The following is an 18084-nucleotide window of genomic DNA, read 5'->3' on the forward strand; positions in this document are numbered from 1 at the left end:
GCAAAATATCCTTGGGTCTTGCCTGTCAGGGGGATAGGGCAATGCTGGAGAGCAACCCGAGTACCTGACAGGATTCGACTGGAGGGTGAATGGGGATTCCTGCTCGGTTTCCCCGTTCAGTTTATTATAATTCACCCTTCAGGAGAACAAAAAGCGATAAACTCCGGGGCGAAGCCCCGCAAATTATATTCTTTCTAGGCTAAATCTATCTCCAAAGTGAATAGCCATCTGCGAAATGCATTGCTTCCATTCCCTGATGGGCATGGTCCACTTTTTAGATATGTCTTGTATAGCCAGGTATATGATCTTTCTAAGAGCATCATCAGTAGGATAGGCAGTCTTGGTTTTGGTTACTTTCCGCAACTGTCTATGGAATCCTTCAATGGTATTGGTTGTATAAATGAGCCGTCTTATTGCGTTGGGGTAGGCAAAATAGGTGGTTAACTCCAGCCAATTCTGCTCCCAGGAACGAATTATTATGGGATGTTTTTTGCCCCATTTTTCCTTAAATTCTTCGAAAGAGAACTTGGCCTCTTCCAGGGTTAAAGCCTGATAGACTTTTTTGAGATCTACCATAAGCTGCTTTCGTTCTTTGTAAGGAACATATTTCAAAGAATTACGGATCTGGTGTATGATACATAGCTGGATTTCAGTTTGGGGGAAGACTGTGTTAATGGCTTCAGAGAAGCCCGAAAGGCCATCTTTACAAGCAATCAGAATATCATCCACCCCGCGACTTTTCAGGTCATTGCAAACGCCCAGCCAGAAGCTGGCACTTTCATTTTCCCCAATCCAGATGCCCAATATGTCCTTTTGTCCCTCAGTATTGATGCCCAGAACCGTATAGGCTGCTTTGTTAATAATACGATTATCTTTACGAACCTTAAAGTGTATCGCATCCAAGAAAACGATAGGATAAAGCCTATCCAGGGGTCGTGATTGCCATTCGCTTACTTGAGGCATTATCTTATCTGTTATCCGGCTGACCAGGCTAGGAGAGATATCAATACCATAGATAGCCTTCAGGTGTTCCTCAATGTCCCGGGTGGACATACCCTTGGCATACATGGCAATGACCTGTTCATCAATACCGTTGGCCATTGTCTGATATTTCTTAATAATTTGGGGTTCAAATTGACCATTGCGATCTCTTGGAACATTGAGTTCAGTAACCCCATAGTTGGTCTTAATTGATTTCTTACTGTAGCCGTTGCGGCTGTTACCGGAATTATTACCTTCAATGCTGTGTTTTTCATAGCCCAGATGTTCATCTATCTCGGCTTCCAAGACTACTTGAACCGTATCCTTGAAAAGAGCCTTAATCATGCTCTGAATATCCTCTACGGTTCGACAATCTTTTGCTATGTTGCGGGCCAGGGCTTCGCGATTAGCATTTGGTAAATTTTGCATAAATGGTCATCTCCCTTTTTGTGTTTATTATTACCATTTACACAAAGCATTATGCGTTCTCTTGGATTCAGACCTGGCAGAGGCTGTCACGATGCATTAAAGGTACTAAATCACATCATTGAGAGAAAGAAAGTAAACTATATAGTCGATGCAGACATCCGCGGCTCTTCGATCACGTCGATCATGAATGGATGATGAAATTCTTAGAATTGCGCATAGCTGACCCTAATTTACTGCGCCTGATTAAAAGGTTTCTTAAAGCAGGGGTAATGGAAGCAGGAATCGTGTACGACACACCTAAAGGAACACCACAGGGTGGTATAATACTATTGCCAAGCTTGCCGGGGAATTCAGCAAAGAGAAGAACATCGCCCAACGCGAAGTAGTGGAAGGGGCTCTGGTAGAGTACCTGATTGAGACTTTTGCACATTAGTTAAGACCCAAAATAATGGGATTTTAGTCGTACAGAAAAAGGACTTCACCCCCATTTTGCCGAATTAATAAGTGACAAAACAAATAACCCGTAGGAGGCGAAGTCACTTATGAATATTCGACAGAACTGTATTTTCTCCTTTGAAGACGCATTAAAAATACAACCGAAATCAAGGCTTGAGAAAATAATTAACACCCTTGATCTAAAACCAGTTCTTTACAAATTAGATAAACCTGGCGAGATAAGAGTTGGACCAAAACCATACCCAGCCTATGCGATGTTAAATGCCCTGATAGCTATGAGACTAGAGAACATGGGTACCTTTACTCAACTGGTTGAACGACTTACTTATGATCCTCATCTACGGTTATGTTTGCGGTTTTGAACCATTTGGTACCGCGCCTAGCAAATCATGTTTTAGCCGGTTTTATTCAAAACTTGCTCAGAGCGGTTGTTTAGAAACATTATTTACTTCCCTGGTTAAACAAGCAGAGGAAATGGGCCTTCTTGATCTTAGTTCAGTAGCAATTGACGCTACCAAGGTAGAAGCTTATGAAAAGTCCGTTCCCCGCAAGAATATCATCCAGGATGGTAATGCCGCTGATTGGGGTATTAAGAGTGATACCAACGGCAACCCTATCAAGTGGTTTGGCTACAAGCTCCATATTGGCACCGATGTAAGGTCCGGGCTTCCCATAGCAATGAAGGTAACGCCGGCCAATTGTTCTGATTCCAGTGTAGCTTTGGAGTTGGTTGAGAAATGTTGTGCCAATACTCAGTCCAAAATAGTTTACTTCCTGATGGATGCTGGCTATGACCACCGTGAAATATATTCTGTAATCAGAGATAAATACCACGCCCAAGCTATCATTGCCCTGAATAAGCGGGGTGCTAAACAACCTCCAGAAGGTTTTGATTGGGATGGAACTCCCATCTGTTCTGCTAGGTATCGGATGGTGTACTGGGGTTCCTATCAGGGAGTAAACAAGTTTAGATGTCCTCATATTATGGGTAAATGCTTTAAAAGTGTTAACGATTATACTCCAGTGACCTAAGGGCCTGGGTTTTTTGTTTTTTGGGGCAATGTCATAAAATATTTGCAGGTTTTTTTACCTTTATATAGAATCTCTTTGTTAATGATATTTTATAAAGGGGTTTTATCATTGATTAAAAAATACGAGATTCGTGATCCCCTTTATGGGTTTATTGAGTTAGATAGCTGGGAAAGGGATATTATCGACCATCCTGCTTTTCAACGGTTACGCCGTATTAGGCAGTTGGCTTGGACTGATATGGTTTATCCCGGTGCAGTACACACTCGATTTGAACACTCATTAGGCGTGATGCATCTGGCCACCGAGATGTACGAAAAAATCGTAGAAAAGAAAAGGGGTTACCTGGTAAATAAATTGGGTTTTAATGATAGCGGCTTTGATATTGATAAAAAATTTATTAGGCTTGCATGCCTTTTACATGACGTTGGCCATTCACCCTTTTCCCACGCAGGCGAGGAACTGATGGATGAGAAACCTAATACGGATAAACGGTATAAACATGAAGATTATTCACCGGCAATAGTGGAATATAAATTCAAGGAAATCATTGATGAACATCCTCAAAATGAAAACTACCATATTACTGTTAAGCAAATTAGTGACTTTTTAAGGGGAAGTGCCGGGGTAGGCCGAAGGTTGCTTTGGCGAAATCTTGTAGACGGACAAATTGATGCGGATAGAGCCGACTACTTGTTAAGGGATTCCTATCATATCGGAACAAATTACGGTAGCTACGATCTGAAACGGCTACTTGTTACACTGACCATTTCTGAACATCCAGAAACGGGAGCCCCATTAATTGCCGTTGAAGAGGGCGGTTTGCATGCTGCCGAAGCACTAATTATTGCCAGGTATTTGATGTTTACCCAGGTATATTTCCATCATACCAGAAGGGCTTATGACCATCATATTGCGGAAACAATGAAAGTTTTATTGCTCCAGGAGATTAACCGAGAAACCTTTTTACCACCAACCTCAGCGGAAAACATTGATAACTACCTTTCGTGGGATGATTGGAAAGTTCTTGGCTTGCTTAGTCAAGGAAAAGGCGGCAAGGATGGATGCGCACTAAGAGAAAGAAAACATCACCGCCGTGTATTTTATACTTCCGAGGTGCCAACAGAGGCCGAACTTGACCAGTCAAAAGCAGTTCTAGAGAAGTTATCTGGATTGATACAGTTTGTGGATGAGCCAGAAAAATCCTGGTATAGCACTGGGGAAAAGGATATAATGATCGAAAGGAACGTGGCTCCCGGGTTGAAAGAAACATTGCCTTTGTCCTCTTTTTCCAGCGTAGTTAGAGGGCTGCTACCCATACGCCAACGGCGAATATATGTGTCACTACAAGATAAAAGTAAAGCAGACGCACTTTTAAATTAGGAAGGAGGGTTAACATTGCCGATTCAGTTTACGGAGAAGTGGGATCAATATGGCTTGATGGCAGAATTAGCCCTTAAGCTAGAGGGGGTTTCGCCCCAGTTTGGAAAGACGGTATTGCAGAAACTTGTTTACATTTTGCAGGAGATTTATCGTGTTCCTTGCGGGTACGATTATATACTATACAACTATGGCCCGTATAGCGAGGCGCTAGCGGATGATTTAAGCTTTTTCGCATCAATGGACGGGGTTAAAGTAGAGTGGAACCGAAGGCTGGGTTACGAGATTAAAAAAGCCGAAAGGACGTCACACTTCAGGGAAAGAGGAAAAGATTTTTTAACCCAACACGCTTCCCAAATAGATGAAGTGATTAAGGAATTCGGTAGTATGAATGCCAAAGAGTTAGAACTGCGGTCTACGATCCTATACGTTTCCAAAGAGGAGCCTTTAGATAAAAGTGATTTGCTTGACCGCGTAAAGGATATCAAGCCGCATTTTACTGTTGGCGAAATTGACAACGCTTATCAGGAGTTGGAACGCTGGCTTTAGCGGGGACAGGTGCCAGGCACTTAAGTTGTTAAGTTATTGTAGGAGAATAGAGTCTTGGCCCAAAGAGATAACACAGGGTCAACTGCCATACCGGTGGTTGCCCCTGTGTTCTTGTTCGGGGGGGACATACTGTTCTTTTGTGTCTTTTTGCACTGTCCCATTCCGGCCAAGCTAGTATGATTTCACTAACACGGGATCGCCCGGCTTGTTTCTTTTACTAAGAGGCGTGTTCTTGAGGGTACAACAGGGGCAAGGCACTTAAGTTGTTAAGTCTATCTATGTCAGCAGGAAATAAATATGCGGGAAAGAAAGGGGTTAAACTGATGGTTTTTAAGTATTTCGACTTATTCTTTGCTTTCATTGATATATAATTACAATATCGTATTAAGTAAAGGAATTATGTGTAGATTTACCTTAAGGAGGGATAGTTTGTTTCACCTAATGTTTCACCTAATAGATGAAAAGAAAAGACAATTGGACAAAAAGAGGCCCTTACCAGTTAACAGCCTTAATAGCCTTAAAGAAGCCCTTGCAGTGGAATGGACTTATCACTCCAATGCAATAGAAGGAAACACCCTTACCCTGGCAGAGACCAAAGTTGTCCTGGAGGGTATTACCGTTGGTGGCAAGAGTCTACGGGAGCATTTAGAAGCAATAAATCATAAGCAGGCTATCCAATATATAGAGGACATAGTAACCCATGAGGAAGAGTTTTCAGAATGGCAGATTAAGAATATTCATCAAATTATTCTAAAAGGGATAGATGATGAAAATACTGGAGTATACCGGCACGAAAACGTTTTAATTGTAGGAGCCAAACATTTTCCTCCGGAGCATTTTCGCGTACCAGACCTAATGGAGCAATTAATACAGTGGTACAAAACTGAAGCCCAGGAATTACACCCGGTTGAAAGGGTAGCCAGATTGCATGTACTGTTCGTTGGCATCCATCCATTTGTTGACGGAAATGGTCGTACAGCACGTTTACTCTTAAATCTAGAGCTAATGAAAGCAGGATATCCCCCCTTGATTATTCGCAAAGAAGACCGCCTGGCTTACTATGAGTCCCTTGACCTCGCCCACACCGAGGAGAAATATAACGATTTTCACTTACTGGTGGCGGAAGCACTAAACCGCAGCCTGGATTTGTATCTGAGAGTGGTTTAGGGGTAGAACAGGTGCCTGGCACGTAAGTTGTTAAGTTATTGTATGGTTAATAAGAGCGAGGGACTACTACCCTGATCTCATATGAATTAAAGCTGAAAGTAACGATTTTGCTCCCCTGGAGAGATGGTTTTCCGGGGGAGAATTATTTTCATAACTTATCTTTATTTAAAACAAATAAAAAAATCTATATAGGCAGGAAAATAATAAAAGTAATAGAATTGTATAACATTGAATACAAAAAAGTACCAAAAAGAAAGGGAGGGTTTTTATTGTGGGACGATACCATTTGAAACGTAGTGGTGGAGCTGTCACATTAGTATTATTGTTGTCCCTGCTTTTAAGCCTGGGAATGGTTATGCCGGTGGCAGCACAGGATTCGATGGTCAGGAGCTGTAGTCCAGTAAAAGGAACTGATTTAATAGAGCCGCAGGTGGCAGCAGGCGAGGCAACCAGCTTCGCCCTCAGGGAGGATCAGAAGCTCTGGGGATGGGGGATTGATAATTACGGTCAGGTGGGTAATGGCAAGATAATTGTGGATGGGGACGAGCGCAATGGTCAAGAAACCCCGTATCTGCTGACGGAAAAGGGTTTTAATGAGGGTTTTAAACAGGTTGCTGCCGGGCGCTGGCATACCCTGGCGGTGAAAAATGATGGTACTGTATGGGGATGGGGAAATAATGAAAAGGGCCAGTTGGGTAATCTGCCCCTGGGACCGCACAGTACACCGCAGCAGATACCAAACCTGCAGAATATGAAAGCTGTGGCCTGTGGAGAATTTTTCTCCCTGGCGCTAAATAATGATGGTACGGTTTGGGCCTGGGGAAATAATGATGGAAATGAACTGGGCAGAGGAGCTACTGGGCCATTCTATAATAACCCGGAAAAAGTTAAAGGCCCGGGTGGCACCGGATATCTGGATAATGTTACTGCTATCGCTTGTGGACGCTTTCATGGCCTGGCATTAAAGAGTGATGGCACGGTATGGGCCTGGGGTGATGGTTCTTGGGGTACCCTGGGGAATGGAGAAGATTTCTCCGAAGAAGTCTATCCAGTCCGGGTATTGAACCTGACTGGCGTAAAAAGCATAGATGCCGGAGATTATTTCTCCCTGGCGCTTAAGAACGATGGTACCGTATGGGCCTGGGGAGGCCGGGGTATTGGAGGACAGCTGGGTGATGGTGAGGTAGATGATTTTGTAAATATTCCACAGCAGGTTAAAGGATTGAATGGATTGGGTAATCTAAATAATGTGGAGGCTATCACCTGCGGTATTAATCATAGCCTGGCTTTGAAAGACAACGGAACCATCCTGGCCTGGGGAGAAAACTATGGTAGATTAGGTGATGGAGACGCTACCTCCAGCGAAAGTCCCGTTCCGGTCTTAACCCAAGATATTAGTGGAGTGGTAGCTATCGCTGCTGGGGGTGAGCACTCTCTGGCCCGAAAAAATGACGGTACTGTATGGGCCTGGGGAAGCAATCATCACTATCAGTTAACCGGCGATAATGACAGCGGGGTTCCGGTACAGGTTGAGGGTATCCCGCTCCTGGCCAAACCCCTTATAAGCCTGAGTGTGAAAGCGGCGGATGGTGGGCCGGAACTGCTTACCTGCTTTATTTCAAAAACTACCGGCTATAAGATGACCGTGGAGAATCCATTGGAGGCGGTTAAAATCACACCAGTTCCGGTCTCTGGAGCAACTGCCTCAGTCAAACTGAACGGCGTGGTCCAGAACGACGGGATAGTGAATCTAGCGGTTGATCCAGAACAGAATAAAGTCGAAGTGGTAGTCAGCGAATCGGGCAAGGACGATCTTACCTATAACATTGATATCAGACGCCTGCGCCTGGCCGACCCTCTGACTGACCTGAGTGTGAGAGGAAAAGCAGATGGGAGCGGTAATGAATACCTGACCGGGTTCAGCGGGACTAGTTATGCTTATAATGTAGCGGTGGAAAATAATATCGATGCAGTTAAAGTGGTGCCCACCGCAGTATCTGGTGCCACGACAGTCATCAAGCTGAACGGCGTGCCGCAGAATGGTGGGGTGATATCTAATCTTGCTATCGGTTGGGATAATCGGGTGGATATAGTAGTAATCCAGGAGGACCGCACCGATCGCAAGTATACTATTGAAATTGGCCGTAAGCCAAATTGGAAGCAGGGTTACGAAAACTGGCCGGTAGAGGTGCAGAAGACCTGGACTATTAAGTTTAACCAGGCGGTTAAAACCACCGAGGCCGCGAAGTATATCTATGTAAAAGATGCCCAGGGCACGAAAGTACCCCTGAAGGACTTTATCTGGTCAGATAACAACACCACCGTCAAGGTGCAGGCACAATCGGCATATAACACCGGGGCTAAATATACCCTACATATTGAAACAGCATTGGAATCAGCCCAGGGAACCCCGCTAAATGCAGCAATAGCCATGCCATTTAAAATCGAATAGGGTGCCAGGCACTTAAGTTGTTAAGTTATTGTTTGTGGTTAGCCATGTTTATGTGATGGCTCTTTTAAGGCCTAAATAATAGTATAGACAACGAAAAAAGGCTCAACTATCGGTTTCGAGTGATAGTTGAGCTCTTTTGCATAAAGCCTGGCGCTAAATGCATGTTTCGATATGGAGATTGCACCTGCTGTGTATTCTAAAAAGTCCGTCCGGAAATATTTAATTAAATAGCAAATTACAGAAGTCCTGGGGTTTTTATTGTTAAAGGGAAAAGGTTGCTAAAAAGCGACAAAAATCACAAAAAACTCATTATTTATGCAGGAAATTTGTGAAATGATAGAGAATTGCTATTAAAAAAGTCTTCCAGAAAGAGGGGAAATATATTACATATGGGACATTTAAACTAAAAACTAGTAATAAAGGCTATCTTTCCAATATTACTTATTCCGGTTCCGAAAATAACTGGAATAGTATTAGGAATCGCTTCAGGAGAACCAGGTGTGGCGGCGGGAGATTTACTGCAGTTTTATTATTATGCATTATGGGGGTACTGCTTATAACCTGCCAGGCTGGCGACATCCTGGCCGCCAATCTATCAATAGATAATAAAGATGGACTGATCGTTCAATACCGGGATAATGATGCCGCAGCTGATATGCTTAAAACCATGGACTTTCAGGTATACCGGAAGCAGAATCTGGCAGCGAATGTAGACCTGCTCAAGTTGATTCCGGGAACTAACCGCCAGGAAATGATGGCCCGTCTTAAAAAAACAGGCCGGGTCAAATATGTGGAAGAAAACAAGCGCATTCGCCTGCACCGCGCTCCCAATGATCCCTATTATATACAGCAATGGGCTTTACCGGTGATTCGGGCGGAAGCCGCCTGGGAAGTAGTTGGAACAACAGCCAGACCAGTAGTGGTGGCAGTAGTGGATTCCGGCATAGATGATAAGCATGACGACTTAATCAATCGTATTGACAGCCGGGGGTATAATTTCGTGGAGGACAACCAGGATATTTTTGATTGGGAAGGGCATGGCACTGCGGTATCCAGTATAATTGCCGCCCAAACTGATAATAGACTGGGTATAGCAGGGGTTAACGGGCAGAACCCAGTTAAGATTCTCCCACTTAAAACAATAGATATAGACGGATACGGCTACATATCTGATATTATAAAGGCCATAGATTATGCCATTGAAGCTGAGGTCGATGTTATTAATCTTAGTATGGGTAGTGACCGTTATTCGGATATAGAAAATGAAGTTATTCAGAAGGCTATCAACTGCGGTATAACCGTGGTCGCTTCCGCTGGCAATGAAGGCGACTCCCGTTATGACTACCCGGCCTCCTATCCGGGGGTAATTTCCGTGGGAGCTATTGACCGCCAGGGAAATCCCGCCAATTTTTCCAATCACAACGACCAGGTGGATGTAGTTGCTCCGGGAGTGGAAATAAAAGCATGCCGACCGGGAAATAGTTATGATTGCCTAAACGGTACCTCTTTTTCAGCTCCCATGGTGACAGGCACAGCTGCCATGCTAAAATCACTGGACCAATCTCTGCAACCGGACGCTATTTGTAAAATCATTCAGGAAACATCCTACGACCTGGGTAGTCCGGGGAGGGACAATTACTACGGCTACGGGGTAGTCGATATGGGCCGGGCCGTATTGCAAGTGCTGCCGGTGCGGGTGAAAGCTATCCAACTGGAACCGTCACAGGCACAAATAACCATGGGAGAAACCCTTCAGTTAAAAGCCACCTTCGACCCTGCAAACTCCAACAACCGCAATCTAGCCTGGAGCAGCGACAACGAACAAATAGCGGTAGTTAATAACCAGGGCATGGTACGAGCCGTAGGAGTTGGTCAGGTTAGTATTACTGCTGTAAGCGAGGATGCCGGACGAGCAGCAACTTGTTCGATAACTGTAGTGGCACCGCCCCCCTCTCGGGAATTCATTACCTGGAAATCCCGGGAAGATGTGGCTTCGAACCGGTGCTGGCATATACGTTTCAGCCTGCCGGTGAACATCTCCAGTATAAACCTGAAGACTATTTATATTACCGACCGGCAGGGAAACCTGCTGCCGGTGCAATATCTTATCAGTCCTGAGCAGGATGCAAGCGTAGTTACCATTGCACCCGTATCAAATTATACCCCTGGTGAACGCTTCACCCTGTGGATAAAAAATGTAGTGGCTGGCGATGGCCGGATATTGCAGCATGGTATTAAAATGGACTTTGTAATCACGGTGCCAGATACTTAAGTTGTTAAGTTATTGCTTTGAAACTAGAGGTATTTGTATATATTTGTGTAAATGGATTCTCCCAGTATATTTTCTTTGGGCATAAGATTGCTAATTCGTGGCAAAATAGCCTGGGGTTTTGCCTGTCAGGGGGATCGACAATGCTGGAGAGCAACTCTAGTACCTGACAGGATTCGACTGGAGGGTGGATGGGGATGCCAACCCGCTCTCCCCATTCAGCTTGATAAAAATTCATTGCAAAAAGTAAAAAGACTTCCCGGGAACTAAATTTCTTCCAGGGGAGTTTTTTTGTTTCATCTTCGAGGAAAGATATTCTTTTTGTCCCTATTGTTGGTTTTATTATTAAAACATAACATGCTATTATAAAAAAAATGTCGAATTGTACTTCTTGTGGTTAATCATTATTTCTCATTTTAACTGTAGGCACGAGGGAAAGGGGAAAGGATATGAAAAACAGGCTGCAATCTATTTTGGCACTAATGCTCACTGTGGCTTTGCTGTTTTCAGGGCTTTGTCTTCCGCAAACAGCCTGGGCAGCAGATGACAAAACACCGGAAGAGTTGGAGATAACCTGGCGAATTAAGGCCAATGCTGATCACGCCTGGTCGAGCGAGAGTGCCAGGGAAAATGGCAAGGTTTATGCTCGCTATAATCTTAATGATTCCTTTATGCTTGATTTAGCCGGCACGACCGTTTTGAGCAGAACCGGAATATCATGGGGTGGCAACCCTTATTTTCAACCGATTACTGAAAACGAATATAGCAGGAGTTGTGCGGGGGGCGGAACTTACACTACCTGGTACCTTAGCGAACTCCAACGCTGGACGGAAAAAGGTTCTGAAAAAAAGGATTTCGAAAGCACAACGGTCGAGAATTGGCAGTATCGCTGGCCGGGTAAGGAGCATGAAGGGGCCGATGATAACCCTATCCCATGGTTGGAAATTATACCGCCAGAGTCGGATAATGAACCCATCCGTTACCGGATATGCCTTGAGCCCTTCTTTTTTATTGATTATGACACAGCTGATGAATATTTTGAAACTACGGGTACTATTCATAGCAATTGGACCGATTGGGAGGGAAGCCATTCCGAAACCGGGGAACTGGGAAACCATGCTGGGGGTATTACTCCTAGTCTGGCTAATCAAGCCTGGTATGACCGGGTGGAAACGAACCTTGATGGTAGTTGCGCAAAAGGTGAGCTAACCTATTCCGGCGGTAAATACCGGGGCCAGGGAACTGTTCAGCATACTTTCTACGATGAAGACGGTAAGTCCTCCATCGAAATAACTTATGAAATCAACCGCAAGCCCAGCGCAAAAGCAATACAACCAATCCAGGTCCTGGGGCGTTATGAGTATAACAACGATAATGACTATGTACCGGCGACCGATTTTGTGGCGGGTAAAGATACTGTTATCCAGGTAATCCTGCCGGATGATATCAAAGCCGAAGATCAATCCAATGCCAGGGTGGAGATATACCACGAAGGTAATAAGATAGCTACTTTGAGCAAATTTAAAAAAGACAAAGAAAACAACAGTTTAATTTTTATTCCTTCAAGCCGCTCCAGTTGCGGTAATTGGAAGGCGGGAAGATATAAATTTGTAGCCACAATAGGCGAATCCGAGGAACTAACTTTGGATGATGTTCTTTTTCAAGAACAACGCAAGCTTAAAGTTTTAGCCGTGCCGGTCAAGGCCAACTACGCGGGTACCATCGAAACAGCTGATAGTCAGTGGAAGAATGGGGGTGCCTTTATGCGCCGGGTTTATCCCATAGCCTATAATAATATCACTTATAAGCAGGGTAGTCTTTTTGATGCTAGTGATGCCAGTTATGATATTACTACTGATGCTGGCCGGTTAAAGCTCTGGCAGGCCTTAAACGAGTTGCAAAAAAATGGTGGTCCTTATGACCTGATTGTTGGATTCATTGAAAAAGGTATCTTACTGTCAAATGGCAGTATATTGCAGGGTTATACCTATGGTGAGCCATCCAACATAGTGGTAAATTCCGATCAGGATATGCAGGCGACTGTAGCCCATGAAATAGCCCACATTTACAAGGTAGGCGATGAATACCAGGGAGAATCATATAATTTAGGTATAAATTCTCCTCCCCTGGGCTACCAGGGTTCGGATTGGCATGACCCAAATAAAACAGTTACTGCCAGCGATCCAAAAGTTCAGCCTTTTCCTGGTGCAGAAGGAGCTTTAATCTCTAAAAAACTGCATCCTTATGATACCGGAGGGCGTGGCTTACTAGAAGACTCTATTTGTTTTATGGGCAGCGGTGCCTCCCAAAGCAAGAATTGGATTACACCGAGCGTGTGGAAGCATTTGTTTAAGGCTCTGGCAGCCCCAACTACTGCGGCTTCTGACAGCTCAATCCGGGTATTACAAAGCACAGAGGGGGAAACCCGGGTGATCGAAGCTTCTGGATGGGTTAGCCGCAGCGGAGTAGTGGAACTCAGCCAGCCCTGGCACAGTTATTATACTACCCAGCCGCTAGTTAATCAGACCGGTACTTATACTATCCAGGCAGTAGATACCCAAGGAACCGTATTAGCCAGTAATGGTTTCACCCCGTCATTTTTCGTCCGTTCCAACCCGCCGCGGCAGCTGGAGCGGGCCCCGTTTGCCCAGGTACTGGTACCTTTCCCGGCAGGAACCGATAAGTTTGTAGTGCTTGATCAAGACAATACCCTACTGGCCGAGTTACCGGTAACTGCCAATAAACCCACCGTGGCCATTACTGCACCGGCAGCCGGACAGAATCTGACCGGCACCAGTACCATCACCTGGACAGCAGAAGATGACGACAAAGACAATTTATCCTATGAAGTTGAATATAGCCCCGACGGTTCCAACTGGGAACTGCTCGCATATGACATAAGGGATACACAATGGGTGCAGGATTTCAGCCAGCTGCCAGGTGGCAACCAGGCCCAAATCCGGGTTACCGCTCATGACGGCATTAACAGTACTGCTGCGGTTAGCGGCATCTTCAGTGTTGCTCTGAAAGCACCGGAAGTTTTTATTGAAGCTCCGGTCTCAGAAGCCAGTTATTCTACCGCTGAAGGCGGTGTAGTCCTGCAGGGGTCGGCCTATGATCCGCAAGAAGGACAGATTTATGATGATAATAGACTTGTCTGGACTTCCGACCAAGCGGGTGAACTGGGCCGCGGACCATCGGTATTTACGAACTTACTGAGCGAAGGAAAACATTTGATCACCCTGACCGCTACTAATATTGCTGGTCTATCGAGTCAAGTGAGTATTAGCTTGAACATAACTTCTTCAGCAGTGGTGAATCCTGGTACCTATACCGAGTTGATAGAAAAAACTTTTACTGATGCTAGCCAGCGCAAGGTACTTTTTAATAAGCCTGTAAATGCAGCTACTTTGCAAAACAATATTCGGATAATGGATTCAGCAAATAACATGGTTCCAATTAGGATAGAGGCAGGCGATGATGGGGTGTCGGCCTTAATTTATCCATCGACAGGAGCTTTCTCGCCAGGCAATTATACTATTTACATTGAGCAAGGAATTATGTCCGCAGACGGTCAGCCTTTAAACGCTGGCTACAAAATGAACTTTAAGATGAAATAGCTGATTTAGGGTGCCAGGCACTTAAGTTGTTAAGTTATTGTTGTGTTAGAAATCACCTCTGGTTACAATTGTAATTGGAGGTGATTTTTTCATGGGACGCAGGCTGCGGGTGGAGTATCTGGGGGCTATGTATCATGTAGTGCAAAGGGGCAATAATCGGGAGTTTATTTTTGGGCGACCGGATGAACGTGATTATTTAATAGAGCAGGTGGGCAATGCTGTTAAGGTGGACGGTGTGACCGTATTTGCCTATGTGGTGATGAGCAATCATTATCACTTGCTCTTGCGAACCGACGGGGAGTTCTTGAGCAAGGTTATGCACCGTGTTAACACGAGATATAGTCGATTTTTTAATTGTGATAGCGGAAGGGATAGAACAGGAGTAGTTTTTGAAGGGAGATACAAAGCTATACTGGTGCAAAATGATGATTACCTGCTGTCCCTGGTCAGGTATATACACCGCAATCCGCTTAGGGCTGGTATTGTATCGAGGTTCTGCGATTATCGGTGGAGCAGTGATGCTTGTTATAGACAGCAAGGAAACGGACCAGGAGGAGGCGATTTTGTAAACTGTGATTTAATATTAAGAATGTTTTCAGATAAGAAACAGATAGCGCTTAGAGAGTATAAGCGTTTCATGGAAAATGACGACGGAAAAGACTGGGAGAACATACCTTGTATAGGGGACGATTCGTTTGCCCAGCTAGCTGAGCCCAGAAAGGAAAAAGCGGGCCGCGTCAGTCTGGATGAAATCCTTATAAATACCGGAGTTGATAATGAAGAATTTCAACTAATTAAACAAGGCTCGCGTAAAAGGTTATTGCAAAAATATAAAATTGCCTTTACTGGGGAAGCAATAGGGCAAGGATATACGATGCGAGAAATAGGCCAGCATATTAAATTATCCCATGTTGCCATTAGCCATTTATTTAATTCAAAACAAGATTCTAAATAGGGGCAAAAGCAGTACCAGGTGATGCCAAATAGATTTGGCAAGCTGTTTAACAATAACTTAACAACTTAAGTGCCTGGCACCAATTATAAAAAAATATATACAAACACCGAGCTTGTGTTGTATAAAGATATTAGGTGAACAATGAATTTATTTCCTGAAGAGGTGGTGAAATGAAAATTGTATTGGAATCCCAAGGTGTTTGACTACAGCATATTAAAGCAAGGGAGAATGCGGATGATTGGAAAGAAAATTTCAAAAACAGCAAGTGTACTTACCCTGGTCTTAGTTTTCCTTGGAGTAGCAGCTTTTCCAACGATGGCAAAGGAATGGAACCAGTATCTAAATGGACCGCAACACCGTAGTTATATTAATATTACCGGTTTGCAGAACGAACCGGAACTCAAGTGGCAGTATGAAATTACCGGTGAACCGGGTAATCCTGTAATCGCTGATGACGGTACCGTGTATGTTAGTTCAGCCAGGAATTATTACGGTGAGGAAAATGCTGCTGCTAAAAACATATCAGATTTGCACCTTTATGCCTTCGACAAAAACGGTACTTTAAAATTTGACAAGGTTTTATTAACCATGACCTCTAATACTGATGTTTTTTTGAGCGCGGCGCCTTTTAAATTGTCAATAGGAAACAATGGGGCGATATTTGCGGTTTCCTATGACCCTAATAACCGGAAGGGTTACATCTATTCTTTTGATGCTTCCGGTCATATAAACTGGGAAAAGACTTATGACAATATAAGCCTGAGCGGCGAGCCGGTTATTGGTACAAATAATACTATTTATGTTACCGCTGGAACTAACATGATCTATGCGTTTAACGGCAATAATGGAACAGAGTATTGGAATACTGATATCGGCGGCGGTTATTTGTATGGCTGTACCCTTTCCAATGATGAGACCGTGCTCTACGCAGGAAATGAGTGGGGGACGGTAAAAGCAATCGATGCGGCCAATGGAAATATAATCTGGTCCAATAATCATATGCATACAGATAAAACTCCAGTTGTTGCTCATGATGGGTCACTGTTGATTGCCAATCATTATTACAATCTATTGTGCATGCTGAACCCGGCAACGGGACTAATGCTTTCGCCAGCCGAACTTAAGCAGGGGGCGGGCCTGGGCGGTGAACCGGCTGTAAACCAGAATAACCAGGCTATTGCGCTGGAATGGAAAGATGGCAAGGTATCCTGCTACAATATACCTAATGGTCAACAGAATTGGACAGTAAGTGATATTGGCACCCCATATCGCAGCCCCATTGTTGATGCCAACAGTAATATTTATTTTGGGGCGCAATCCAATATTTACGCATTGAATGCAGCCGGGCAGCTGCTCTGGCAAAAGTCCATTATTCCGAATAATGATGGTTACCGTTACATGGCGTCAAACATGATTATGAATCAAAGTGGTAGTATTTACTTTGCCGCCTGTGATAGTTACAATGGGAAGAATTATTTTGTCTGTTATGGGGCCGGCGGGGTGAACCCTCCGGTAGAAAGCGTTGAAGCTCCAGTTTTTAGCCCGGCTGGAGGTACATACGCTGCGCCCCAGCAGGTAAGTATCAGCTCAGCTACCAGCGGGGCTACCATCCGTTACACCACCGATGGTACTGAACCGAGCGACAATTCCATTATTTATACAGTGCCTATCCAGGTTGGCCATAGCCTGACCATCAAAGCCAAAGCCAGCAAAATCGGGATGAACGACAGCATAACTACCAGCGCCAGCTTTAGCATTAATATCCCTGTAGATCCTGACGCCATTGTTCTGGCTAACCACTGGATCAGTGGTGCAGCTTTTGACTTTACCAAAGGCAAGGCTTTTAGCTTCTGGGAAGGAAACCCGGAGCAGTACAGTGATGATCTGGAAATAGTCGGTAATCCGGCAGCTGTAATGTTAAGGGGAAATCTTATTGACATGGGCAGTACTACTCTGGAGCAATTAATTACGCCTCCCGCTTCCGGATATGAAGGTGAGATTCCTGCTGTTTCCGGCCATGCCTACTGGGCTAAAGTGGGTGATAACTATTACAAATTTGTAATTACCAATATCGATTTGACTACTGATGCGAATGGTAATGTCACTTCTATGACCTTTAAGTATCAAAAATATTCTGCCGTACCCGAGGTAAAAGCCCCGGAATTAAAGTTAGCGGAAATCACCACCAAAGGCGACCTGAGCCTGATTTTTGATCAGGTGATGGCTAATCCGTCGGGAACTCATAATCAGTTTGCAGTAGAAGTGGATGGTAGCAAAGTTCCAGTTACAACAGTAGAAAACACCAACACTCCGACTAAGATAAAACTGGTTCTTCAAAACAAAGTTATTGGGGCCAGGAAAGTTTCCATCAAATATACCCGAGGTGAGGCTGCGGGTGAGCAGATCAAATCACTTGATGGGAGAATAGTGGATAGTTTCATAGAAACCTGGGAGGAATGGACTGGTCCTGGTAGTAAATCCAGCTATCAACCCTGGACCATTAAATTCAGTCTAGATGTTGATCCGTCATCAGTAAACGATAATAACATATACATTTTGGATAAAACCGGTATAAAACTCGCTGCCAGTTTATCCATTCCGGACAACAAAACCGTTACGCTAACACCCAAAACCCCCTATACCTCAGGAGAAAGCTACATTCTTTACATCAGCAAATCTGTACGCTCCGCGGTAGGAGTAAGAGCATACCTCAAGGAGAACATACATATGAAAATTACGGCGGTGCCAGGCAGTGCGGCCGAGCTAGGCTGCATCATATAACGGGTGGGAATCCCGT

At 44.4% G+C, this 18084-nt stretch carries 10 protein-coding genes and 1 pseudogene; 10 read left to right on the forward strand and 1 reads right to left on the reverse strand.

Annotated features, from left to right (window positions below; all coding sequences use genetic code 11):
- Window positions 1–183: 183 nt before the first annotated feature.
- On the reverse strand, window positions 184–1410 hold the full coding sequence (locus SWOL_RS00835; RefSeq protein WP_011639620.1) for an IS256 family transposase: 1227 nt from the start codon (window positions 1408–1410) through the stop codon (window positions 184–186).
- Window positions 1411–1601: 191 nt separating this feature from the next.
- Between SWOL_RS00835 and SWOL_RS14790 the strand changes: the two genes are divergently transcribed.
- The 10 genes and pseudogenes from SWOL_RS14790 (at window position 1602) to SWOL_RS00885 (ending at window position 18068) form a co-directional block, all read left to right on the forward strand.
- Entirely contained in the window at window positions 1602–1796 is a 195-nt protein-coding gene (locus SWOL_RS14790) for a hypothetical protein (protein ID WP_242649345.1), read from the forward strand.
- Between the two features lie 156 nt (window positions 1797–1952).
- A pseudogene (locus SWOL_RS00840) lies at window positions 1953–2862 on the forward strand (transposase); the annotation flags it as partial.
- A 117-nt stretch (window positions 2863–2979) separates the two neighbouring features.
- Window positions 2980–4278: an HD domain-containing protein gene (locus SWOL_RS00845; protein ID WP_049750071.1), complete on the forward strand. Its 1299-nt coding sequence runs from the start codon at window positions 2980–2982 to the stop codon at window positions 4276–4278.
- 15 nt (window positions 4279–4293) lie between these two features.
- The gene (locus tag SWOL_RS00850; RefSeq protein ID WP_011639622.1) at window positions 4294–4824 is read left to right on the forward strand and encodes a YwgA family protein; all 531 of its coding nucleotides are present in this window, start codon (window positions 4294–4296) and stop codon (window positions 4822–4824) included.
- Window positions 4825–5253: 429 nt separating this feature from the next.
- On the forward strand, window positions 5254–5991 hold the full coding sequence (locus SWOL_RS00855) for a Fic family protein (protein WP_011639623.1): 738 nt from the start codon (window positions 5254–5256) through the stop codon (window positions 5989–5991).
- A 271-nt stretch (window positions 5992–6262) separates the two neighbouring features.
- Window positions 6263–8443, forward strand: coding sequence for an RCC1 domain-containing protein (locus tag SWOL_RS13375; RefSeq protein ID WP_011639624.1), 2181 nt, complete (start codon window positions 6263–6265; stop codon window positions 8441–8443).
- A gap of 541 nt (window positions 8444–8984) precedes the next feature.
- Window positions 8985–10715 carry a S8 family serine peptidase gene (locus SWOL_RS13380; RefSeq protein WP_011639625.1) on the forward strand — a complete coding sequence of 577 codons (1731 nt, stop codon included), beginning with the start codon at window positions 8985–8987 and terminating at the stop codon, window positions 10713–10715.
- A 446-nt stretch (window positions 10716–11161) separates the two neighbouring features.
- A complete protein-coding gene (locus tag SWOL_RS00875; protein ID WP_011639626.1) occupies window positions 11162–14332 on the forward strand; it encodes an Ig-like domain-containing domain in 3171 nt (1056 codons plus the stop codon).
- A 91-nt stretch (window positions 14333–14423) separates the two neighbouring features.
- Entirely contained in the window at window positions 14424–15287 is an 864-nt protein-coding gene (locus tag SWOL_RS00880; protein WP_011639627.1) for a transposase, read from the forward strand.
- 234 nt (window positions 15288–15521) lie between these two features.
- Window positions 15522–18068: an outer membrane protein assembly factor BamB family protein gene (locus SWOL_RS00885; protein WP_011639628.1), complete on the forward strand. Its 2547-nt coding sequence runs from the start codon at window positions 15522–15524 to the stop codon at window positions 18066–18068.
- Window positions 18069–18084: the final 16 nt, after the last annotated feature.

The sequence above is a fragment of the Syntrophomonas wolfei subsp. wolfei str. Goettingen G311 genome (assembly GCF_000014725.1).
Taxonomy (GTDB): Bacteria; Bacillota; Syntrophomonadia; order Syntrophomonadales; family Syntrophomonadaceae; genus Syntrophomonas; species Syntrophomonas wolfei.